At 48.2% G+C, this 23799-nt stretch carries 18 protein-coding genes; 7 read left to right on the top strand and 11 right to left on the bottom strand.

Annotation, left to right across the window (positions count from 1 at the left end; translation table 11 throughout):
* The first annotated feature begins 22 nt into the window (after positions 1-22).
* Positions 23-1591, top strand: a complete 1569-nt coding sequence (locus B5Z18_RS28415) for a discoidin domain-containing protein (protein WP_079472934.1) — start codon at positions 23-25, stop codon at positions 1589-1591.
* A 134-nt stretch (positions 1592-1725) separates the two neighbouring features.
* Here the strand turns inward: B5Z18_RS28415 and B5Z18_RS28410 are convergent, their stop codons facing one another.
* The 5 genes from B5Z18_RS28410 to B5Z18_RS28390 all read right to left on the bottom strand — a co-directional run bounded on the left by B5Z18_RS28410 (position 1726) and on the right by B5Z18_RS28390 (position 8011).
* A complete protein-coding gene (locus tag B5Z18_RS28410) occupies positions 1726-2148 on the bottom strand; it encodes an ester cyclase (RefSeq protein ID WP_079472933.1) in 423 nt (140 codons plus the stop codon).
* A 1-nt stretch (position 2149) separates the two neighbouring features.
* Positions 2150-2797, bottom strand: coding sequence for an NADPH-dependent F420 reductase (locus B5Z18_RS28405; RefSeq protein WP_079472932.1), 648 nt, complete (start codon positions 2795-2797; stop codon positions 2150-2152).
* Between the two features lie 90 nt (positions 2798-2887).
* Positions 2888-3493, bottom strand: coding sequence for a Crp/Fnr family transcriptional regulator (locus B5Z18_RS28400; RefSeq protein WP_079472931.1), 606 nt, complete (start codon positions 3491-3493; stop codon positions 2888-2890).
* Positions 3494-3633: 140 nt separating this feature from the next.
* On the bottom strand, positions 3634-6801 hold the full coding sequence (locus B5Z18_RS28395) for a TonB-dependent receptor (protein ID WP_079472930.1): 3168 nt from the start codon (positions 6799-6801) through the stop codon (positions 3634-3636).
* A 214-nt stretch (positions 6802-7015) separates the two neighbouring features.
* Positions 7016-8011: a Gfo/Idh/MocA family protein gene (locus tag B5Z18_RS28390; protein WP_079472929.1), complete on the bottom strand. Its 996-nt coding sequence runs from the start codon at positions 8009-8011 to the stop codon at positions 7016-7018.
* Between the two features lie 63 nt (positions 8012-8074).
* Here B5Z18_RS28390 and B5Z18_RS28385 point away from each other — a divergent pair, with 63 nt between their 5' ends.
* Positions 8075-8677, top strand: coding sequence for a DNA-3-methyladenine glycosylase (locus tag B5Z18_RS28385; protein WP_079472928.1), 603 nt, complete (start codon positions 8075-8077; stop codon positions 8675-8677).
* 3 nt (positions 8678-8680) lie between these two features.
* Here the strand turns inward: B5Z18_RS28385 and B5Z18_RS28380 are convergent, their stop codons facing one another.
* A complete protein-coding gene (locus B5Z18_RS28380; RefSeq protein ID WP_143313730.1) occupies positions 8681-9274 on the bottom strand; it encodes a hypothetical protein in 594 nt (197 codons plus the stop codon).
* 152 nt (positions 9275-9426) lie between these two features.
* Between B5Z18_RS28380 and B5Z18_RS28375 the strand changes: the two genes are divergently transcribed.
* From B5Z18_RS28375 to B5Z18_RS28365, 3 genes are all read left to right on the top strand, one after another.
* Positions 9427-10731: a glycoside hydrolase 5 family protein gene (locus tag B5Z18_RS28375; protein ID WP_079472926.1), complete on the top strand. Its 1305-nt coding sequence runs from the start codon at positions 9427-9429 to the stop codon at positions 10729-10731.
* Positions 10728-14495, top strand: coding sequence for a glycosyltransferase (locus B5Z18_RS28370; protein WP_079472925.1), 3768 nt, complete (start codon positions 10728-10730; stop codon positions 14493-14495). Before B5Z18_RS28375 ends, B5Z18_RS28370 begins: the two co-directional genes overlap by 4 nt.
* Positions 14496-14621: 126 nt before the next feature.
* Entirely contained in the window at positions 14622-15452 is an 831-nt protein-coding gene (locus tag B5Z18_RS28365) for a nuclear transport factor 2 family protein (RefSeq protein WP_079472924.1), read from the top strand.
* Here the strand turns inward: B5Z18_RS28365 and B5Z18_RS28360 are convergent.
* The 5 genes from B5Z18_RS28360 to B5Z18_RS28340 form a co-directional block, all read right to left on the bottom strand.
* Complete coding sequence (locus tag B5Z18_RS28360; protein ID WP_079472923.1) at positions 15396-16403, bottom strand: cyclase family protein; 1008 nt, start codon at positions 16401-16403, stop codon at positions 15396-15398. The two genes, B5Z18_RS28365 and B5Z18_RS28360, sit on opposite strands and share 57 nt — an antisense overlap.
* 382 nt (positions 16404-16785) lie before the next feature.
* The gene (locus B5Z18_RS28355; protein WP_079472922.1) at positions 16786-17871 is read right to left on the bottom strand and encodes an NADH:flavin oxidoreductase; all 1086 of its coding nucleotides are present in this window, start codon (positions 17869-17871) and stop codon (positions 16786-16788) included.
* 75 nt (positions 17872-17946) lie between these two features.
* Complete coding sequence (locus tag B5Z18_RS28350) at positions 17947-18522, bottom strand: dihydrofolate reductase family protein (protein WP_079472921.1); 576 nt, start codon at positions 18520-18522, stop codon at positions 17947-17949.
* Positions 18523-18652: 130 nt separating this feature from the next.
* Positions 18653-19501, bottom strand: a complete 849-nt coding sequence (locus B5Z18_RS28345; protein WP_079472920.1) for an isocitrate lyase/PEP mutase family protein — start codon at positions 19499-19501, stop codon at positions 18653-18655.
* A gap of 32 nt (positions 19502-19533) precedes the next feature.
* Positions 19534-20310, bottom strand: a complete 777-nt coding sequence (locus tag B5Z18_RS28340) for a pseudouridylate synthase (RefSeq protein WP_079472919.1) — start codon at positions 20308-20310, stop codon at positions 19534-19536.
* A gap of 10 nt (positions 20311-20320) precedes the next feature.
* On the opposite strand from B5Z18_RS28340, the gene B5Z18_RS28335 reads away from it, so the two are divergent.
* Both B5Z18_RS28335 and B5Z18_RS28330 read left to right on the top strand, forming a co-directional pair.
* A complete protein-coding gene (locus B5Z18_RS28335) occupies positions 20321-21481 on the top strand; it encodes a class I SAM-dependent methyltransferase (protein WP_235016051.1) in 1161 nt (386 codons plus the stop codon).
* Positions 21482-21810: 329 nt separating this feature from the next.
* Positions 21811-23772, top strand: a complete 1962-nt coding sequence (locus B5Z18_RS28330) for a tetratricopeptide repeat-containing sensor histidine kinase (RefSeq protein ID WP_079472918.1) — start codon at positions 21811-21813, stop codon at positions 23770-23772.
* The last annotated feature ends 27 nt before the right edge of the window (positions 23773-23799 follow it).

Here is a 23799-nt window from a genome sequence, read left to right as displayed (position 1 = left end):
TGTTAATCAATAAATCCGAACAATGAAAAGGAAAAACCTTCATTCCCTGTTAGCAGGTATGCTATTGCTGCCTACCCTTTTTATGGCCTGTAAACGATCCCCCGGCGGGGAGTTGCAGCCCGTAACAGATAAAACCAAATCCGGCCTGCAAAACTTTGTACCCAGCGCCTACGCCTTAAACGTTGTTTACTTTGTGCCTTCCGATGGCGACACCATCGTGAACTACCGGGCACGGCTAAACGGCATTTTACAACAGGGGCAACGCTTCTACGGAAAGTGGATGAACTACTACGGCTATGGCGACCGCTCCTTCGGACTGCCACTGGACTCCACCGGTAAAGTAAAGATCACGGTAGTAAAAGGCGCACTGCCAAAAACCGGCTATCCCTATGAAGGAGGCGGCAACACTGCCATCGGTGAACTGAACACCTGGTTTGCCGCACATCCGGCAGATAAGCACAGTGAACACACGTTGGTTATTATGCCCGCCAGCACCTATGCTTCTGATGGCGATCCCGGCGGCGTGCCCTTCTATGGTTTGGGCCGGTGGTGCTTTGCACTGGACTATGCCGAAATGGATACCAGCTATCTCGGTCAGAATACCACGCTGGGCAACCGCGCTACCAAATGGATCGGTGGCCTCATGCACGAATTGGGGCACGGCCTTAACCTGCCACATAACAAAGAAAAAGTATCCGAAGCCGCAGATCCGGCCAAAGGCACCGCACTCATGGGCAGCGGCAACTACACCTACGGCAAAAGCCCTACCTTTCTTACTGCCGCCAGCGCCGCTATCCTCAACAACTCACAGGTATTCCGCACCAGCACCGCCACCGGCATTTACGGCGGAGGAAACACTACTATCAATATCATCAAAGCCAGCTATACCGGCGGCAACATTGAGCTGAAAGTGAAGTTCTCTTCCACACAAACGGTGAACAATGTAAACGTATATAATGATCCGGAAGGAGGAAATGATTATGATGCCGTGCCCTGGGTGGCTGCGCCCTCCGGCGATAGTTTCCAGCTGAGTATGCCCATCAGTGAATTTCATAAGAAGACAGGCAACTACGCCCTGCGTATCCGTTTCCTGTATACCAATGGTTCTTCTACAGAAATCTCTTACCCGTATACTTTTGTAAACAATGAACCCGTACTGGATATCAGCACCAAAGATGAACTGAACAAATCTTCCTGGAGTATCACATCTGTAAGCAGCCAGGAAGACGACGGCCCCGCCACCAACCTGCTGGACAACGACCAGGCAACGGTATGGCACACGCAGTGGAAAACGGTACAACCCGCGCATCCGCATACGGTGATCGTAAATATGAATGGGATAAAATCTATACAGGGACTGGCATTCCTGCAACGGGCAAACCTGAATGGTTCATTAAAAGATATTTCGGTGTTCACCAGTACCGATAATGTAACGTATACATCGAGGGGGAATTATACGCTGACGAATGTAAACAGTAAGCAGTATATCTCTTTCGGAGTTACTATTTCTGCAAAATATATCAAGATTGTAACGGCTTCTAATTATTCGGGCTCCCATTATGCGGTGCTGTCGGAATTGGGCGCATGGTAATCAGTTCTTTCTAAAAAATAAAAACAGGGTACGGTAATAATACCGCACCCTGTTTTTATTCTTTGCAGCTTTTCCGGTGCATAAATCCGGAGGCCTGTTGCATAAAGCTGCCAAAAGCCTCATTCCTGTAAGATTCACCCGGCGTTTATCACTGCTCCCAGCTGAAGCAACAGCCCAAACATATCCGGCATACCATGCTCCTCAATAATCTGTCCTTCTTTAAAATAGTAAAAGTTCATTGCTTTTATCTCAATTGACCTTTCCGTTGCAGCAATCCCAAAGAATATGTTTTTATGAGTTCCCTTCATCGTGAAACGTACTGCTACCCTATCATTATCGATAACGACGTCGTCGGGGCTCCATTGAATATCGGGAAACCCGCTACGCATCATACCAATAATCGCCAGATAACCTTCCGGACCACGCATAGGCTCAGGGTTACCAGGTACATGAAAGACCGCATCAGGGCTAATCAATTCATCTGCCAGTTGAGGGTTTGCTGTATTTATAAATTCCACAAACCGGTTCATCAATTGTATTTTTTCTTCCCTTGCCATACTATATGTTTTTTACCTCCTTTAATGTAACCGTTTTACCCAACGCACCAAATTCGTGAAGATCCCCAAATACCTCGATCCTGATGGATTTGTCAAGTCCGCCAATACGTACCGGTTCGAAACCATTATCGATGATCAACTGCTCCACATCGGCATTAATGCTTGTATCATCTGTTGCATAGAACAGTATGGCCCTTTCCGGCGTTTGAAACGCAGCGTTTGCCAGCGAACCGGCGCCTAATGTTCCCAATGCTTTTGCCAGCCAGGTATTTTTCGGTAAAGCCGCTGCGTTTATTGCGCCGGCAGATTGGTTTTCAGCGATGATTTTTTTGAACCCGCCTTTTTCATCCGGAGCAATTGGATTGGATGGGTCCACAATAATCTTACCTTCCAGATCGGCAGCATATTGATTTATAAAATCAGCAATCGCGCCAAATGGAATGGCTAGCACCACAATACCCGCTTCTTTCACTGCATAATGAATATCCCCTGCCTGAGCTGATGCGCCCCATTTTCCGGCAAGTTCTTTTGCCTTGTCAACATTCCTGTCGGCTGCAATAAAGGGGCGGCCAGCTTTAGCCAGGTTTGCGGCAACTACCTGTCCTATGTTTCCCATACCTATGATGGCCACTTTCGAAGTTGTTTTCATACTATCTCTTTTTAGAATTTGATAGCACAAAGTTCAGCAACGTCTATCTGCAGGCCAATAAACTACATCAAGAAAAAATATTGATCTGGTTTAAGAGTCCTTTGTGCGCTTGCTACGCAAACGGCTCAGGAACTCGGGCGTAATACCCAAAAAGGATGCTATCTGGGTCTGGGGAAGGCGGTTAGACAAATCGGGGTAAACCTCTAAAAACGAGTTGTAGTGATCTTCTGCAGAGGAACTGAGGTTTTGCAGCAGTCTCTTCTGAAGGGTAATAAAACTGTTCTCAGTCAAAACTCTGAAAATACGATCAAATTTCGGAGCCTCTATATAAAGTGAAATAAGGTTATCGTAACTGATCTGCAAAACCATTGTATCTTCCAGGGCATCTATGTTTAATTCTGAGGCTTTTCTGCTGTGGAAGCTTCCAAGATCGTTGATCCACTTGTTTTCCGCTGCAAACTGTAAAATATGCGTGTTTCCCTTTTCATCTACTTTATACATCCGGAGGCAACCACGTATTACGAAGCTGAGTTGCGAACAAATATCGCCTTCCTGGTGCACATATTGTCTTTTGCGATACAGACGGGGCTGAAACCTGGCTACAATGAGCTCCCTTTCCATACTGTTCAGCGGAATAAGATCATTGAAATACTTTAATAGTGGGGCCAGAGAAATCTCTGATAAATCCTGTTTCATAAATATTCAATATCAATCAGGCAAATTTAACGATAATTAATTCTCCTGCCAGTAATCCAAGTAGAAAGGGGGACCAGCCTGTAACGGCGATCCCCCTTTGTATTGTTTTCAAACAGTTATTTCGCTTTCACCCGTTTTTATTAAAAACCGTAACGAAGACCCAGCTGAATCTGCCACGGGTTACCGCCAGGCACTACTACACCTGAGTTCACGTTCACGTTATATTTATAAGTGGAGGTAACAGGATCGAAACCACCTAAAGAATAAATATTCTGTTTGCCCAGTAATTTACTGGTACCCCATTCTTTGTTAAACATATTGGCGAGGTTAAAGAAATCGGCAGATGGCTCCAGGTACTGCTTCTTACCAAACCGGATCTTTTTAGCGATCCTCAGATCCCATACACCATAGAAACCATTTACACCACCATTTCTTTCTGCTACTTTTCCACTGCTTCTGCGAATGTAATCTTTCACGCTTTCATCGGCTAAAGGATTATCCAAAATCGCCTGGAGATCGGTACGGATCTTCTGCGGCACATTGGCATTGTTCACGTCAAATACATAGGCCAGATCGTTTGAGTTTACGAAGTCGCCATTTACGTTACCGCCTACAGCCAGTGAATAACGTGTACCGCCTATACCGGAATAACGCACACCTACATTAATTCCCCAGAAGGTGGGCAGTGTACCGTATACTACTACCTTATGACGGAACTGGTTATCGGAATAGCTCATAGTGCTGAGATTACGCGGATCGTCTTTTACCATCAGCGACAAAGTAGCCGTGTTGGCTACGTCGCCGTTATAAGAGGTATTATCTTTTGCATCGTTCCAGGTGTAGCTAACAGAAACTTCCCCATCTCTGAAATAACGGAAAGTACCATCTACTACAAATGCAAACTGGTTCACTTTACCATCGCTGTTCAGTTCCAGCACACGGCCTACATTGGTACTCTTACGGCCTTTGGTCCAGTCGGTAGCGCCATTGGTTACGTTGATCGTAGATGCAGGCACATATACGCCGCGGTTACCTTCATTCGACAAACGGAAGAAAGGCTGATCCGCCATGTTACGATCTACATACATATAGTTGTGACGCGCAATAGTGGTGAAGAAAGTCACGCCCATTTTAAAGCGGTCGGAGAACAGGTGATTATAGGAGATGTTCGCTTTGTACACAACCGGGATCCTGGCATCTTTACCATTCATGTTAATGGTACCCTGGCGTGGCAGTCCGAGCTTATCGAACATTTCCTTACCCGGTGCGGTAGACGGATCTTTGCGGTATGCCGGGAAATCGGGAACGGGTACACCGGCGCCCTGTATATCCACAGTAAGTACTTTTGTACCATCAAACAGCATGTTGTTGATCATGGCATAGTTGTTTATGTCTGATCCGAAGATGGCCGCACCGAAGCGCAGGTAATCTGTATGCTTTTCTTTGATGTCCCAGTTGAACTGGATACGTGGCTGCAGCTGGAAAGTTTTCAGCGAGTTATCAGTGCTCAGTCCCAGCTCGTCATACACGGTTTGATTGAAGTTGGGTTTGTTCAGGTAAGTGGTATAATCGGCACGGAGACCGGCGATCATTTCAAAACCGGGGAACAGGTAGGTTTGCATCTGCGCGTATAAGGCGCCGCTGAGAATATTCTGGTTCACGCTGGGATCATCTGCCAGTGCTACTTCGCGGGCATAACGGTAAGGTTTCAGGTTATTGAAATTATCCATACCGGTGAAATAAAAACGGCCGTTCATTTCACTGCCATACAGTGAGTTCATATGACTGTACATCACATCGGCGCCAAAAGTATAGTTTGCTTTATTGGTATTGTAATAAAGATTGTCTACCAGCTGGAATACGTTATTGTAGAAGTGTTCCGGCGAGTAACGTTGTCCGCCGAGCTGGATGGAGGTAAACACGGATTTATTGTCAATGCTGGACTCCACTCTTTCCACGATAGCGCGGGGAATATTCTGTGCAGGCAGCTGGCTGCCGGGTGAACTCTCTTCAAAAGTATACAGGTGTTGCAGTTTCAGCTCATTCGTAATCCTGGGATTCACTACGGTACGCAGGGTAGCCAGCAAGCTGTTGTTGATGGCATGCGCATCTGCATATACTTCGTAGAGATTGATGGCGGTGTTATCATCACGGCCCAGCGGTGCGCGGTCGTTTACATAGTTATCGCGGATGGTGAGGAGGTTCCGTTCGTTGAGCTGCCAGTCGATACGCGCAAAAGCCGCATCTGTGCCGCGTTTCTTGTTGAAAGATCCGAACTGCGGCGTGGAGGCTACGCCGTATTTGCCGCGTGCAATACCGAGGTAAGTATCCAGTGTCGACTGTGTAACGTTGAACCGTTTTTCATCTGCCGGTGTTTTGATATCCGCCAGTTGCAGGGGGCGTGAATCGGCCTGGTGATCCCACGCTACGAAGAAGTGCAGTTTATTTTTAATGATAGGGCCGCCTAAAGAGAAGCCGTATTGATAGGTAGAGAAGTCGTTCTGGCGCCTGTTACCGCGGGCGTCGTATTTGCTGGATAACGCATCAGCCCTTACGAAGGTGAAAGCGCTACCAGAAAAAGTGTTGGTACCTGATTTGGTTACCGTGCTGATGGTACCGCCACCGCTGCGGCCAAAGGTAACATCGTACTGGTTGGTAACTACTTTGAATTCCCGGATGGCTTCCATTGAAATAGCGTATGGGCCGCCGATACGGGTGTTGGTGCCACTGCTGGAAGTCGGGTTCTTTGCGGAGGTACCATCGATGGTGATGTTGGTAGAAGAACCGAGCTGTCCTGCCAGGTTGCTTCCGCTGCTGAGCGGCGAAAGATCTATGAGGCTGCTGAAGTTACGGCCATTCACCGGCAGGCGGGCAATATCCCTTGCCGTTACCGTGGTGGCTGCACCAAAGTTTTCTGTTTTGTTGCGGAGCGCTGCGCCCGACACCGTGATTTCCTTCATGGCTACCGCGGTTGTCTGCATCTGGAAGTTGGCGCGGATCACATCGCCCTGGTTGAGTGAGTACCCGGTGCGTTTTTGTTCGGCATATCCCATCGCTGTTACCTGGATCGTATATGGTCCGCCGAGTGGCAACTCTTTAATAAGGTACTCTCCTTTGGCGTTTGAAATAGTACGGCTGCTAAAGCCGGTTGATTCGTTGCGCACCAGTACAGATGCGCCTGGAATCAGTTGTTTGGTATCATCAGAGACAATCCCTGAAATCGACGCCTGCGTTGTTTGTGCAAGCAATGGCTGCCTGATTATGCAGCATAATAACAGTACTGACAGAAGTGTGAAGATAGGTTTCATGAGCGCGAAAATATTACAGGATAATTTGAATATTAAGTGTTCACTGCATTCGTAACATAAAGTTCATATCCGGGAGGATATGCCTGCATCACACTACTCGGTCAAGTAGTTAATCAATAACGTGGGTCCTGTTCAACTGGTTCTTCTGAATGAGCGATATGGTTGAATGCTGCTCTCTGCAGGAATTAAGATACGCAAATAGTTGGGTATTCACCTAATTGCCAGTACTTTTTTTCACGGATTTCGTGAACTGGTCCATCAGCTCCATTGATAAAATAGCCTGCTCTGCGGAACAGGGATTAGCGCCTTTGCCGAGGAAATAGGCCGTTACCTTTTTTATCATGGGTTGCTGCACATGTTGCAAAGGGTCAAAAATAAATTCTTCTGTATGTCCGTCTTTGCTCAATGTTATTTTACTGCCAAACACGGGGAAGCTGATTTTGCCGGATGATCCGGTTATTTCGCAACAGTCCTTCTGATCAGCGGGCGACACCGTAAAGCACCACATGCCATTAAACACTACGCCGTTTTCAAATAAGATATGCCCGGTTACCAGGTCATCGGCCTGGTTAACTCCCGCCTGGTTCGCGGCGATCCCGGCAGCGTGCTTTGGCTTTCCGAAGAAATAGATCATCAGGTCGAGCTGATGCGGGGCCAGGTCGTGAAACAGGCCACCACCGGAAACAGCGGGATCTATCCGCCAGTTGACCTCCGAACCTGCTATCAGGTTGGAAGCCGGCGGCTGCAGCATTTGCAGCGATACAAAACGGATATCACCGATGGCGTTATCCGCCAGTAGCTCTTTTATTTTTAAGAATACCGGCTGCTCGCGCCGGTAGTGTGCCACGCTTAATTTTACGTTGTATTGATCCGATGCGGCTTTCATCCTGATGGCTGATGCGGCATCCAGCGTCATTGGCTTTTCCACGTACACCGGTTTTCCTTTCGACAAAGCAAGGAGGGTGTATTCCTCATGTTGCAAAGGCGGTGTGGCAATATATATGGCGTTGATCTCCGGATCGTTGATCAGCTGTTCAGCATTGCTGTACCATTTGGGCACGCCATGCCGCAGGGCATAGTCCTGCGCCTTTGCAGCGTCTCTGCGCATAACCGCTACCAGTGATGAATGCGGCACTTTATTAAAAGCCGGGCCACTTTTGACTTCTGTCACATCTCCACAACCTATGATTCCCCACTTTATTTCTTCCATAATGATGTTTATAATTATGCAAATAACATAAATTCATTTTTTAAAACAGGGATATTTATTTCGATGGCTAAGTTAAAGCATGAATTTTATCAGCAGCACGAGGTGACAACCATTGCGAAACAATTGCTGGGGAAAATACTGGTTACACATATCAATGGCGTTCGCACCGCTGGTATGATTGTGGAAACAGAAGCCTATGCAGGCAGCGGCGACCGGGCCTCGCATGCCTGGAATAACCGCCGTACCAAACGCACGGAGGTGATGTACAAGCCGGGCGGATTTGCGTATGTGTATTTATGTTATGGCATTCACTATCTTTTTAACGTGGTCACCAACATTGAAGATACGCCGCATGCGGTATTGATCAGGGCGCTGCAGCCTGTTGATGGCATAGAAATGATGAAGCAGCGTTATAACAACAAGCCCTCCGTCAAACTCACTGCGGGTCCGGGCAGCCTCTGCAAGGCAATGGGTATCGATGCCGGCCTGAACGGGGAAAGCCTTACCGGGAAGAAAGTATGGATTGAATCCGGCAAGGGTATTCCGGAAGATGCGATTACGGTGTCTACCCGTGTAGGCGTGCAATACGCCGGGGAAGATGCCTATCTCCCCTATCGTTTCAGTATTAAAAACAATGACTGGGTAAGCAAAGGGAAAGGCTTGTGAAGATCACTGCCCCATCTTCCTGTTAATTTTTCCTTCCAGTGAAGCGATGATATTCACACAGTCTCCGAGGCGCGAATAAGCCGTGCTGCCATCCAGTGCCAGGTCCTTTTTAGTGACCTCCAAACCGCCCAGGAATGCTTCCAGGTAAGATAAATACTTAGGCTGGTCGCTGTATAAAGCATTGTAAATTTCTTCATTGAGTTTATCTCCTTCCGCCTGGAGTTCAGGATTTACCAGGTCAGTAACCCCGCGCAGTTTTTCCATCACCGCGCTCATTTTTACTTTCAGCGCTTCCAGGTTATAATCGTCTTTTTTACCGGGGGCAATATTATTCCGGAACAAACTGTCTGAAAGTGTTTTCCTGGCTTTGCGGTAATTATTCAATTCCTGTTTCAGGGCTTCCAGCTGTTGGTTCAGCTGTTCTCCTTTTTCACGTTTGAAATATTTATCGACGTCGTTATCCAGGTGTTTCACCCAGGTGAGCATGTGGAAGGTGATATCTGTAACGCCTGGTTTTCCCGATTGTGCCAGCACGCTGGCAGAAAAGAACAGCATACAGCAAAGCGCTGCCCCGGTGAGTACTTTTCGTAGTTTCATCATAATCGTTTAATGGCCTGTACCATTGAAAATAAGCAATTTTCTTTTATGTCCGGGAAAATGAGGATACTATCCCCCGGCGGCATAAGTTTCTGATTTTATATTATATTCGGTTTCGTGTTGTAAGTAATATATTATATTATACCTGGTGAATGCTTAAGAAGATTTGTTTTCATGCTGCGTTGCTCACTGTTCTTACCGGCTGCCTGTCATCCTCCGCTCCGTTGCGTAAGGGCAAGGTTTACATTGGCAAACAGGGCGACCAATACCAGTTATACCGCGAAGGACAACCCTTTACAATAAAGGGGGCAGCTGGTTTTGAAAATCTCCGGGAACTATCTGCGGCCGGTGGCAATACCATCCGTACCTGGGATACCTTACACCTCGGTAAGATACTGGACGACGCGTACGCCAATCATATAGCAGTGATAGCAGGTTTCCCTATGCCTGTCAGCGGATTTTTACTTTACTATAACGACACTGCCAAAGTAGCCACCCAATACACGGCTTTCAGGAATGTGGTAAACCGGTATAAGTCGCATCCCGCATTGCTGATGTGGTGCCTGGGCAATGAAATTGATTTCCCCTACAAACCGCAGTACAACAGCTTTTACACGGCTTATAACCGCCTTTTGAAAATGATCCATACGGAAGATCCCGATCACCCGGTAACTACCGCGCTGATAAATTTCAACAAACGGTGCATCTATAACATCCGGTTAAAAGTAACGGGCCTCGACCTTATTTCGATGAATATTTTTGGTGAGCTGCATGATCTGCAACGCAACCTGGACAACTTTTCGTGGTTCTGGGATGGTCCTTTCCTGATTACGGAATGGGGTATCAACGGCCCGTGGGAGTCGGAGTTCACCACCTGGGGAGCGCCCATTGAAAATACCAGCACCAAAAAGGCAGAGCAATACCTGCAACTTTATCAGCAGTACATGCCGGTGAAAGATCCACGCTTCCTCGGCGCCTGCGTTTTTTACTGGGGCAATAAACAAGAAGTAACACATACCTGGTTCAGCTTATTTACAAAAGAGGGTGAAGCTTCGGAAACCGTAGCCGTGATGGAATACCTGTGGACCGGCAAATGGCCTCCTTACAAGGCCCCGGCATTAAAGTATGTATTACTGAACGGCAAAGGCGCCAGGGACAACATCTTATTAAATCCCAACAGCCTGCAAACCGCGGAATTGCTGTTACGGGACACCGCCGGTGGCCCCTTACGGATTACCTGGGAGATACTGGCGGAAGACTGGCACACCAAAAACCAGGACGAGCCCAACCTGCAGAAACCCGTTGCTTACAACAACCTGTTGCTGCCTCCGCAGGGAAATAAGATCACGTTCCGTTCTCCTGTAAAAGAAGGACCTTACAGGATCTTTGCCACCGTTTCTGATAATAAAGGACATTTTGCTACCGCCAATACACCATTTTACGTAGTCAGTCGATGATAGATAGACCATCACCTATTTTACCACCTTCGCGCCGGGAACGCTTTACGCTACGGCTCATGATCCTGCTGGGCGCCTGCAGCATGATTTACCTGCTGTATTGTCTTTTAAACAAGGCACAGATAGGTTATGCTCCTTTTTACTGGATCCTGATGGCTGGTCTTGTTTTTAACTGCCTCACGATACTCCACGAATGGTATCACTATTTTTCCATTTCAGTACCGGAAACGCCGGAAACACAACATCCCTTTACGGTTGACATCTTTACTACCTTTTGTCCGGGCGAACCCTACGCCATGATCGTGGAAACGTTAACGGCTATACAGGCCATCACCTACCCGCATACCACCTATCTCTGCGATGAAGCCAACGACCCTTACCTGATTGAAGTATGTAAACAACTGGGCGTAAAACATGTAACAAGATTTACCCGTGAAGATGCCAAAGCCGGCAACATCAATAATGCCTTGAAACAGGCTACCGGGGAACTCTGCGTGGTGATGGACCCGGATCATGTTCCTTCGCCGGACTTCCTCGACGTAATTGTATCACATTTCAATAACCCCGAAGTAGGGTTTGTACAGATTGTTCAGGCATACAGCAACCTGGGCGACAGCCTCGTGGCCAAAGGTGCGGCCCAGCAAACCTTCCAGTTTTACGGCCCTATCATGGCCACCATGAATAGTTATGGCACCGTGCTGGCCATCGGCGCTAACTGTACCTTCCGGAGAGCCGCGCTGGATTCTATCGGAGGACACGCCAGCGGTCTTGCGGAAGACATGCATACCGCTATGCAGCTGCATGCCAAAGGCTGGAAATCGGTGTATGTGCCGGCTGTACTCACCAGGGGGCTCGTACCGGCCACCATGTCGGCCTATTACGCCCAACAATTGAAATGGGCGCGTGGTACCCTGGAATTACTGGTTACCTCCTACCCGAAATTATTCCGGTCTTTTACCTGGCGGCAACGCCTGCACTACGGCACCATTCCCTTTCATTATTTATCCGGCATTGTTTTCTTTATAAATTTCCTCATCCCTGTTCTCTCCCTGTTTACCGGGCTGATACCTTTGCGGGTAGACTTTATCAACTTTGCCCTGCTGGGATTACCTACCGTTACAGCAATTATCCTGATCCGTCATTTTGTACAACGATGGGTGATGGAAGAAACAGAAAGAGGCTTTCACGTGGTAGGCGGACTCCTGCTGATCGGTACCTGGTGGATCTATATCCTCGGATTGGTGTATACCGTTATCCGGAAGAAGGTACCGTATATTCCCACTCCTAAAGACGACAGCGGAGCTGATAACTGGCAGCTGAACATACCTAATATATTGGTGCTGCTTACTTCACTGGCGGCGATTGTTTACGGGCTGTCGTACGACTGGAATCCCTATTCTCTTGTGATGGCCGGCATCGCAGGCGTGAACTGCCTGATCATGATGTTCAATATTATTGCCAGTCTGCGCCTGCGCCGCCTGGCGGTAAAATATCATTGGCTAAGGATCGTGCTCATATACCCGTTACTGTTAAAGAAGCAATTATGGCTTTTCCGGCATCTTCATTTATATGCTGCCTTCCGTAAGCTGGGGTTGCCCTTACTCCTGGCCATTGTTGTGTTAACGGGGTATATGATTCGAAGCAATCCCGAACCCGCTGCTGTTGTGCATCCGCCAACACAAAAACAAAAAACATTTTACACCGGGATATTCAGTCCGGATGAAGCAAACGGTCTCACTGCCATTCAACAGGTAAAAGACTACCAGCAACAGTTTAACGCCCGCTTCAACATCATATCGTTGTATCTGCCCTGGGGAGATGCGCCGCAATGCAACTTACCCGACTCGCTGATAGCCGCCATTTACAACAACGGATCGCTGCCCATGATCACCTGGGAACCCTGGACCTCCCTGTTTGAAAATGCGGCACTGCATAAAGAACAAAAGGTGTTTGCGCGCATCAGCGCAGGCGCTTTCGATGAATACCTGCTGAGGTTTGCTGCCCGGATTAAATCATTGAACCGGCCGGTATACCTTCGTTTTGCGCATGAAGCGGATAACCCCGCCTATCCCTGGTCGCAAACCGGTAACAACACACCGGAAGAGTTCAAAGCCGCCTGGAGATATGTATATGACCTCTTTCAACGCAATGGCGCCGGCAATGTTATCTGGGTATGGAACCCGTGGCGCGCTGCTGCGGCAACGGAATATTTTCCCGGAACATCGTATGTCGACTGGATTGGGGTGACGGGGCTTAACTATGGACCGCAAAATGAAAACGGGCAATCCTATGCTTTCCGGGAGTTGTATGCACCGTTTCATCAGCTGCCGGTATTCCGTTCCGGCCTGCCCGTGATGGTAGCTGAAATGGGCTCGCTCACCGCCGCCGGCAACCAACAGCTATGGCTAAACGATGCCTTTAACGCAATTGATCATTCCTTCAGTGAAATACACGCCTTCATATTATTTAACAGCGACCAGGATAAAAACGTATTACGCCCCGTTGCAGGAGACAAGCTTAACTGGAAATTACAGGAACCCGGAAAAGTATTTGCTGCAGCAGAAAAGTATACCCGTATCCGTGAGTCCGGGAAAACAATCCCTTACGGCAATATCATCGCAACGCCGCCATCCGGCCGGGCAACGGCTGCTATACCACTGCCGGACAGCATCCGGGGAATAAATTATCAGAAAGGAGAAAACTGGTTCAGGAATTTACACGCCCTTACCCGCCGGGAGATCACCAAAGATTTCGCGGGCATGAAAGCACTTGGCGCCAATACCATCCGCCGCTTTGGCCCCGGTGTATACGACCGGAACATCCTGCATGTGGCAAAAGAACTGGATATAAATATTCATTATGGCTTCTGGATTCCTGCCATAACAGATATGGATAAAGATGCGGCCATGCTTTCCGATCTCCGGAAAACCATCCTTCACCGGGTAGCAGCACTGAAACACGACCGCAGCATAGTAGCCTGGAACATCGGCGGCACTGTATGGCAGCAGCTTTCAAAAGAGTACTTTAAGCCGGAACTACTTTATCAGCAACAAAACTTTATCACCTGGCTCGGCAACCTGATGACCGCCATTAAGGCCATAGATGCTACCAGGCCACTGACAATAGATGTAGCTATGAACAGCCACATAGCCGGCGACCTGGAAATGCTGCATCAGCAGTTACCACAGGCAGATGCATTCGGCATTGTGATGGGGAACGATACCACCGGTTTGTCGCAACTGGCATCCGTTACCCTTCCCCATTATTTCAGCCAGATACCGGTAGCGGCTTACGCCCACCTGCCAGGTAACCGGCAACCAGCTTTCATTACCAGCTGGCAGGACCTGGAAACACGGGACTACGTAACATTTGACGGCCTCACCGACCATTGGGGAAGATATAAATCATCCTTCTACCAGCTGGGATACTTATGGAGCAACACCTTCCGCGAACCGGCTATTCCGCGTATCCATATACTTCGACCAGCCAGAACCACCTATCCGGACGACCGGCTCACCTATCATGCACTTATTTACAACAACAATGAATGGAAACCCGCTGCTAACAACGCCGGTGTAAAGCTTGAATGGTATCTTGTAAAAACAGATGGTGATGGCAACAACATCTTTTTAAGAAAACTGGGCAAGGGCGCCTTCATTACTATCTCCATACCTGAAAATCCGGAACACTACCGTTTGTACCTCGAAGCCGTGAAAGATGATCATGTGGCTACAGTGCAATCAAAGCTGAATACGCCGCTCTAACGTGTAATTACTACCACTTGTAAAGTTTATTATAAATAACATAGTACTATGTATTGGATAGTACCATGTAATAATCTACCTTTGTACCAGACAAGCCGTCATTCTATTACATAAACAATTTCCCTAATGAAAAAACAGCTTATAGCCGCCACGCTGGTACTGGTAAGTATGCTCTCCTTCCGCAGCATATCCGTGGCACAGAACAACGATCAACAACTGTCTGCCGTCATACTGCATAACGATAGTCTTTTCTGGCAGGCGTATAATAATTGTGACGTATCAAAAATGATGAGTTACTTCTCGGAAGACATAGAATTCTATCACGACAAAGGAGGCATCACGCTCGGTATACCCGCTTTGGCGCAATCATTTGAAAAAGGAGTTTGCAGCAACAGGGATAGTTTTACTTTAAGAAGAGAGGTGATCGACAGCAGCATCAAAGTATTCCCGCTCAAAAAAGATGGCGTGATATACGGCGCCATACTTACCGGCAGCCACCTGTTTTATGTACAGGAAAAAGGAAAGAAGGAACATGCAGAAGGACTTGCAAAATTCACCCATCTGTGGCTGCTGAAAAACGGCAGCTGGAAAATGACGCGGGTACTGAGTTACGACCACGGCCCGGCGCCTTATATCAATAAAAGAAAGGCCCTTACATTACCGGCTGATGTACTGCGTAGCTACGCCGGTAAATATAAAGGCCCGCAAACCGCTGCTATGTATATAAAGGCGGAAGCCGGATCACTCCTTATGCAGATAGGCGATAAAAACTTTTCGCTTTATGCTGAGAAAGAAAATCTCTTCTTTTCGAAAGACCGTGACCTCACCTTTGAGTTTATAAAAAAGGGAAATGAGGTGATGAAACTGATCGTGCGTGAACGCGATGAAATAGCGGAAGAATTACAACGGGATAGCCAGGGGACGGACGGGCGCGCCACTGGCGCCTCTCAGCTTTAAAGGCTGTCCGATAAAAACAAACTCCTTTATCTTTGCAACAGACAATTCTTCGAGATACAACAACTCAATAAACATCACGCCTTTTTGTGCGAGCAGGTAAGTATGCCCCGGCAACCAGTTTTTATCGTTGCCGGAAGGCATTACCTCTACGCTCAGGTTATCAGCGCCCAGCGTCATCACCCCTTTTTCTTCTATCAGCCATTTTATGGCTTCCATGCTCATGCCTGGTGTGTTGCTCATGAACCGTTCCGTATCGGTGTAGAAATATTTCATGAGTCCTGTTCTGATCAGCACAATGTCTCCTTTTTGAATGTCGAGGTGTTGCGCTTGTAACAGTTGCCGTAGCTCTGCCAATGTGATCACGTAGTTTCCGGGAAGCACCTCCACGCCTTTCCAGGCGGGAATGTCGATCAGCACAGCCCTTCCGATAATGGGCGGAATATTTTCTGCACCACCTTTATCCCAGCCACGGTCGCCCAGGTGTTCATCTGCCGTGTATCCGTTCCAGATCCTGCCATTCAAACCAAAGTGGGAAAGTGCGTCGATGTGTGTGCCGGTATGCGTGTACATGGATACGGCATCACCGGTATAGCTTACTTTCCTGTTCATCTCATCGCCCTGTTTGGTAACGTTGCCAACAACAGTACCGCGGGGTGTATGTGTAAGCCAGTATTGATAGGGAGGGTCGCCCAGGGCAGTGAAGCCGGGCATTCCCGTAAAGTATTCCACACCGAGATCATAAACTTTCCCCGTTCTTATCCTGGAGAACAGGGAAAGATTATTACTGTCGCTCATCATGTTCAGTGTGCCAATTTCGTCTGATTTTCCCCAGGGACTGATCCCTGCCTGTTCCGTTGCATGTGTATTTTGTCCTGCTGCGGTGATGGCTCCTGCTAATGGCATCACCAGCAATAACTGCTTATACCAGCTGTACCTGTTTCGTGTATTCATCTTCGTTAGTTTTTATGTTACTCACACAAAAGTAAAGAGGATGATAACCACGCCACAGGTACAATGCGGGGATTGTGCTGTAATTTCCGGGGTATGTTATTACCAATAATATCCGTGATGATAATAATGATGATGATGACGCGGATAATACCCTGGCCTGTCGCGCACAACCAGGCAACTGCTTAACCCGGATATGAGTATAACTGTAACGATAAGATATTTTAACGTTCTCATAATGACAAAATTTGAATGTGTGATGAATAGATGGAAGTTAAGCGACTGCAGGCGGTTTAAGCTTCTTGTTCATCTACCATAAATGATAAAACTATGCCAGAGTGATGGGAGAACTGTTATCTATTGTTAACGCGTTATTGATACCGGGTTACACGAGGCTGTACAACGCTTCCCTGTTGAATCCCTGCAATTCGCCCAACCGGTTTTCTTTTACCTTTTGCACCCAGTAAGGATCTGTAAGAATAGACCGCCCTACTGCCACCAGGTCAAATTCGTTATCGTCCATCCTGCGCACCAGGTTTTCGAGAGATGCGGGCGCGGAATCCTCTCCCCGGTGCAATGAAATAATATCTTTATCCAAACCTACAGAACCCACGGTGATAGTGGCTTTGCCGGTAAGCTTTTTTGCCCAGCCGGCGAAGTTCAGTCCTGATCCTTCAAACTCAGGTTCCCAGAAACGGCGTGTAGAACAGTGGAAGATATCAATTCCTGCATCTGCAAGTGGTGTTAACCAGGCGGCCATTTCCGCCGGCGTTGCGGCGAGTTTACTATGCAGATCTGTAAGATGCCATTGCGATAGCCGCATCATAACAGCAAAATCATCTCCCACCTGCCTGCGTATTTCTTTGGTGACTGCAATGGCAAACCGGCTGCGTTCTGCCAGTGTTTTACCGCCAAAAAAATCGGTCCGTGTATTGGTGTTGCTACGGAAAAACTGGTCGATTAAATAACCATGCGCGCCCTGTACTTCCACGCTGTTAAATCCCATGCGTCTGGCATCGGCGGCGGCGCGGCCAAAGGCCATGATTGTATCGGCAATAGCTGCGTCGGTCATGGCGATACCATTGCCTGCTCCGGAAGGTCCTTCAAACGGCGCCGGCGGCAGCCATCCGGATGCGTGATTTTCCTGGATGCCGCAATGCCAGAGCTGTGGCGCCATCTGGCCACCGGCAGCCAACACACTGTCGATCACCTGCTGCCACCCGGCCAGCGATTCCTCTCCATAAAACCTGGGAACATTGGCTTCATTTGCCGAAGAAGGCCGGTCAATCACCGTGCCTTCCGAGATGATGAGGCCCACTTCTCCTTCGGCCCGCCGTTTATAATAACCCGCTACGTCGGCGGCAGGAACGCCGCCCGGAGAACACGACCGGGTCATCGGGGACATTACAAAGCGATTCTTTGTATGCAATGATTTCAGGGCGAATGGCCTGAATAAGCTGCTGGTATTCATACTGCGTTGTTTATATCCTATGACGATCGACATCGCCGGACGGGGACAACGCGCTTATTCTTCCTGATATAAATCTTATACGTGGTAAGTATGTGCAATGATTCCTTTCGGGAAAACCTTTACCTCTGCCAACTTCAGGTAAACCGGTGTTTTCAGCGCGCTGAAGATGGGCAATCCCGAACCTAGTGCAACGGGATGAACAGCCAGGTGATATTCATCGATAAGTCCCGTTGCTATGAGATTTTGCATAAATCCCGCGCCGCCAATTGCTACAATTGGCTTCCCGGATTCCGCTTTAAGTGCCCTGATTCCTTCAGCAAGATCGCCGTCGAAAACCCGCGCCGCCGCCCAGGATGCCGTGGCAGGCGATTGCTCCGCAAAATTAATACCCTTGAATCCTTTTTTTGTAAAAACGGCCTTGGGAATGTTGTTCATCGGCTCAGCAAAAGGCCCGGTGGCAGTAGGCCAGTAAGGAGCCATTGTTTCAAACGACTTCCGGCCCATGATAATCAGCCCTGCTTCCCTGATTACCCCGGCACTCCAGGCCAAAGACTCCTCGTCGCCGGTTTTGAAAACCCAATCTTTCTGGTCATTGGTGTCGGATACGAAACCGTCGAGTGAAGCCGACATCTTCATGATTAACTTCCGCATATTGAATTAATTTGTTTCACAAATGTACCCTGCGATTCCCGATGCTACGAGGGGGAAAGACGTCAATCTGAGGGGGCGGTTGCGTCGGGCCGGCAATTGTTCTGGTCTTCCAGGTTGCGGGTTAAAACACTTAATATTCGCTGAGCAGTGTATTGATCTCTCCATAAGGTTTTGCTTCCTCCGCATAAGCGAAGGTGCCTTTATGCAATATTTCCTCCGCTGCCCGGAACATGGCGCCATAGGCCGCTCTTATCAGGGAGGAGCCAAGGCTTACACGTTTTACGCCCAGGTCTTCCAGCTGCTGCAATGAAAAGTTGCCGCCGGAAAGCCCCATCACCACGTTTACAGGACGGGGCGCTACGGCTTTTACCACAGCGGTTATCTCCTCCGGCGTTTTCAGTCCGGGGGCAAACAACACATCGGCGCCGGCATCTGCAAAAGCTTCCAGTCGCTTTATGGTGTCTTTAAGATCGGGGCGGCCATAGATAAGGTTCTCTGCTCTTGCGGTGAGTGTAAAAGGATAAGGTAAAGTCCGCGCCGCCGCCACAGCAGCCTTCACGCGCGCTACCGCGAGGTCGAATGGATAGATCGGATCATCCGGCTTACCCGTGGCATCTTCTATAGAACCTCCTGCCAATCCGGCTTTTGCCGCAAGCAGTATCGTTTCGGCGCATACGGATGGATCATCGCCGTAACCATTTTCCAGGTCGGCGGCCACGGGTAACGCAGTGGCGTTGATAATATCCCGGACGTTTTGCAGCGTTTCCTCCCGGGTAACGGCTGCGTGGCCATCGGGTTTACCCAAAGAGAAAGCGAGGCCGGCGCTGGTGGTAGCCAGCGCTTTGAATCCGAGTGATTCCAATACCCTTGCGGAGCCTGCATCCCAGGGGTTGGGAGCAATAAAAATACCGGAACGCTGGTGGAGCGCCTGAAAGGCTTCGGCCCTGGCGCGTAATGAGTTGTTTGCTGATGGTTTCATATCGGATATTTACGGGGTAAATATAGTAACTCCTACTCTCCCAGCATGTGTGCTAATATGGCCGCACATTTTTCACGGCAGGGAGCGTAAAAGTGACCATGCTGCCAGTAGTCTGATTTAGGCGATTGTCCCCACCAGAATTCAGCCAGCGCCAGTGGCTCCATCTCATGCCGGAAAGCGTATTGCAATAACTTCGGCGCCGCGCATTCGCCAGCGCCGGCGGGTGGCTTACCGGAGGGCGTGTGCTCAAAAATCTCGATTAAGCTTTTGGATGTCCCGGCTTTATTCAGGAAATGATACTGTTCAAAAATTTTATGTTGTAATGCAGTAGAATGATTTTTCCGTAATATTTTGAGAAGACGGACCTGTTCTGCGCTTGCGTCATCATCAAACGCTTCCAGGATGCCGATTTCTTCATTGATTGCTGTGAGTTTCAGCATGCCGGTATTCACAAACCCGCCGGGCTCCAGTCCGTCGAAAATGGGCGGCACAAATTTCGCGTGGTGGTTGCCACCCGCTAATTTGCCGGAGAATGCCGCCAGGTAGCCCAGCTTATTATCTTTCGTTCTTACAATCAATACGCCGAACATCTTCCCGATAATTGTGCCTGCCGCATTACCCGGTAAACCAAAATTATGCTCCCACTCCTGCTGTTGCTGCAAATGTGCCTGTAAATGGCCTGCTGCCAGCAGGCAAAGCGGATGAGGCGCATCGTTCAATGAAAAGGTAAGCCCTGCGGCTAATTCATTAACGGCTGTTGACTCGTCGAAAGGGCTGAACACAGACGGCTCATAAACCACACTATCCATTACCAACGTTGTGAATTTTAATATAAAAAGCTTCAGAAAAGATCTGAAGCCTTCTATTGATGGCCGCAAAGGTACTAAAATACTGGTCGTTTACCACCATTTTCCCCAAGCCCCCCGCAATGGCAGCAGGAATAAAACGCCCACCATTTTCCCGTTAAAAGACCTTATTTTTGGCAAACAGATCAACCGCCAGGCCACAACACACCCCAAACACCTGATTGTCAGCAAACATAAACGCCTGGCACTTTCATTATCAATGGCACAAATGCTTCAACAGGAGTTAAGCGTAATTATTTATTGTAATCTTTTAATTAAACCCCACATTATGGAACAAGTACTTGAACAAATCCGCGATCAGCAAAAGGATGCCTGGAATAAGTTTTCTCCTGGCTGGAAAAAATGGGATGAACTTACAATGGACTTTCTGCAGCCAATGGGCGATGAAATTATCCGGGCGCTCCACCTTAAAGAAAACGATGTGGTGCTGGATATAGCCGCAGGCACCGGTGAACCGGGACTCACCATTGCATCAAAGCTGAAAAACGGCAGGGTAGTAATTACCGACCTTGCTGAACACATGCTGGAAATAGCCCGTGAAAATGCCGCCAGAAGAGGCATCCAAAACGTGGAAACAGTTGCCTGTGACGTTTGTGAACTCCCCTTTGCCGACAATACATTTGACGCCATCAGCTGCCGGTTCGGATTTATGTTTTTCCCCGACATGCAGCTGGCAGCAAATGAAATGGTACGGGTACTTAAACCCGGTGGCAGAATGGCCACATCGGTATGGAATGTGCCAGAGAAAAACTTTTGGGTGACCGCTATCATGGGCACCATTAACCGGAATATGGAACTGCCGCCGCCACCTCCGGACGCACCGGGAATGTTCCGTTGCGCGAAGGATCAGCTGATCGCCGGCTTATTCGAAAAAGCAGGACTGAAAAACATCTCCCAGAAAGAAATTACCGGGAAACTGAACTGTAAAACAACAGATGTATACTGGAATATGATGACCGAGATAGGCGCCCCCATTGTGGCAGCGCTCAGCAAATGCGATGATGCCATGAAAGAAAAAATAAAGAGAGAAGTATTTGAAGCAGTGAACCAGAAATATCCTTCCGGAGATGTGATGATTGAATCCAGCGCGCTGGTAATCTATGGAGAGAAATAATGATTGCCTTATTAAGCCCGCACAGCATGGCTATGCGGGCTTAATGTTACTACCCGCCATCTTTTAGATCCCTTTTAACCCCTCCCGAGCCGAAATAAATCCGCTGACATAATATTTTCGTATATTCAGGTGTAGCTAACGTTAAGCATACGTTAATCAGGTAATTTTAATTACCGGGAATGCATTATCCAATTATACACTCCTATCTTTCTATAACTATTGAAAAACAAAACCGAAATACGCACCGGGAAACAACTGTTCATTATTAATACAAGTATTTCTTCCCACTATCACAGGCGCTTCATCATTAACCAAACAGGTAGAAAAACATGAAACAGGGTCATGTGTTATTGCTATTTGCCGGCCGGTTAAAAAAGAAGGCTCATTTTTTTGGATATAACAGCACCGTGTGGAAAATATCCGTGGCAGTATACCTGCTCTGTTATGCAGGAACCGTGCAGGCCGGCGTTATCCCGGCAGACAGTATGCGGTATGTTGACCAACTCAATCGCCAGGCTATTTTATTTCAGCAAAAAGAACTGGACTCCGCTTTTCATTATGCCACACAAGCCCGGGAAATTGCTACCCGCCTGGATTATACCAAAGGAAAAGCAGACGCCTGGCATGTTCTCGGCAACTACTACGGACTAAATACCAACAACTACCTCTGTATCCGCTATTATATAGACGCCCTCCAGGCATATAAAAAGCTGAACGACAGCAGCGGTATTGGCCAGCTGTATGCGCGTATCAGCGCGTATTACCAGCAATCCGGTCAGCACCCTTCTGCGGTACATTATGTCAATAAAGCAATGGACATAGGGCGCCGCCTCCGCAACGATTCCATGTACGCCATCATATTAAGCCAGTACGCAGACGTAAATATGGAAGACGCTTCCAAACAGGACTCTGTTCAATGGGCGCTGGCAACTGCCCGTCCTGTTTTCAACCGCTATCATGATAAGCCCGCGCTGTTTCAGCTGGAGCTATTGAACACAAGGCGCCTGCTGCTGGAAAAAGATACGGCCGCTGCCCGGGAAAAATTGCACACCCTCCTTACTACCGCCTCTGCAGATGGTTACCATTACCCCGCTATGAATGCGGCCCGCCTGATGGCCGCCACCAGCGCCGGTATGCACCAGGCAGATTCTATTCAATACCTGGCGCAGATGATCGCATCATCTGTAAAGGGTGGCTACCGCTCACTCATGCTGCCCTATGCTATCCAGCTATACGATTGGTATACAAAGCAAGGGAAACCAGATACCGCGGCCTATTACAGCGGTGTGCTGCTGGACATCCTGCAAAAAAGAACCGCTGTTAAATCCGATGGGGAAATGGATTACATCTCCTTTTATACCCAGCAACACGATATACATTCCCTGAAGCTCAAACGCGCCATACAGGAGAAAATATTGAGTAAACAACAACTCGAAGGCAGAATCCGCCTTTTCCTGGTGGGATTCCTTTCTATATTACTGGTGCTGGCTACGTTAACAGGCATCTATTTCTTCCGCGCTTTCAGAAAAACAAAAAAGAACGCCATCCTCCTGGCCTCAAAGAACCGGGAGATCAATGAAAAAAATATCCTGCTGCGTGAACACGACGATTTCAAAAACAAGCTGGTATCTGTAGTGGCACACGATTTCAGGTCGCCGCTCAGCAATATCATTAATATTGCTGTTTTTTTGAAAGAAGAAGTGTTAATGCCTGAAGAAGCAAACGAGTGGATGATGGAAGTAGAACGCACCGCCGGCTATACCCTGCAGATCTTTGATAACATACAGGCGTGGATCAGCTCCCAGTCGTCCGGGTTTGTATATACCCCGGAGCCCTGTACACCTGCCGATATGATCCCGGAAGTGCTCCAATACCTGGAAAAAATGATCAGCAGCAAACAGCTGCAGATAGTGGTGGATACCGGGTCTTCAACCGTTTGGGCAAACCGGGAAATGCTCCAGTTTGTACACCGCAACCTGATTCACAATGCTATAAAATTCTCCCCGGAAAAAGGCGTGATACATATAACAGCGCACACAGATCATGATAGTATGACCTTATCAATAGCAGACAACGGGCCGGGAATACAGGAAGATATTTTACCACATCTTTTTGAATACAGTAACAAAAAAGAGAATAGTGGCGGGCACGAAGGCGCCGGCCTTGCATTGATCATCTGCCGGGATTTTATTGATAAGATGAACGGGCAGCTAAAAGCCGGTAACCTGCCGGAAGGAGGCGCGATATTCTCTTATAGCCTGCCGCTGGCTAAGCCTAACCAATTGCAATAAACTATGATAAAAGGTTACTTAAAATAT

This window comes from Chitinophaga ginsengisegetis, from assembly GCF_900168065.1.
GTDB classification, from domain to species: domain Bacteria; phylum Bacteroidota; class Bacteroidia; order Chitinophagales; family Chitinophagaceae; genus Chitinophaga; species Chitinophaga ginsengisegetis.
The sequence above is the reverse complement of the archived record's forward strand: the minus strand, read 5'-3'. Positions and strand labels throughout refer to the sequence as shown.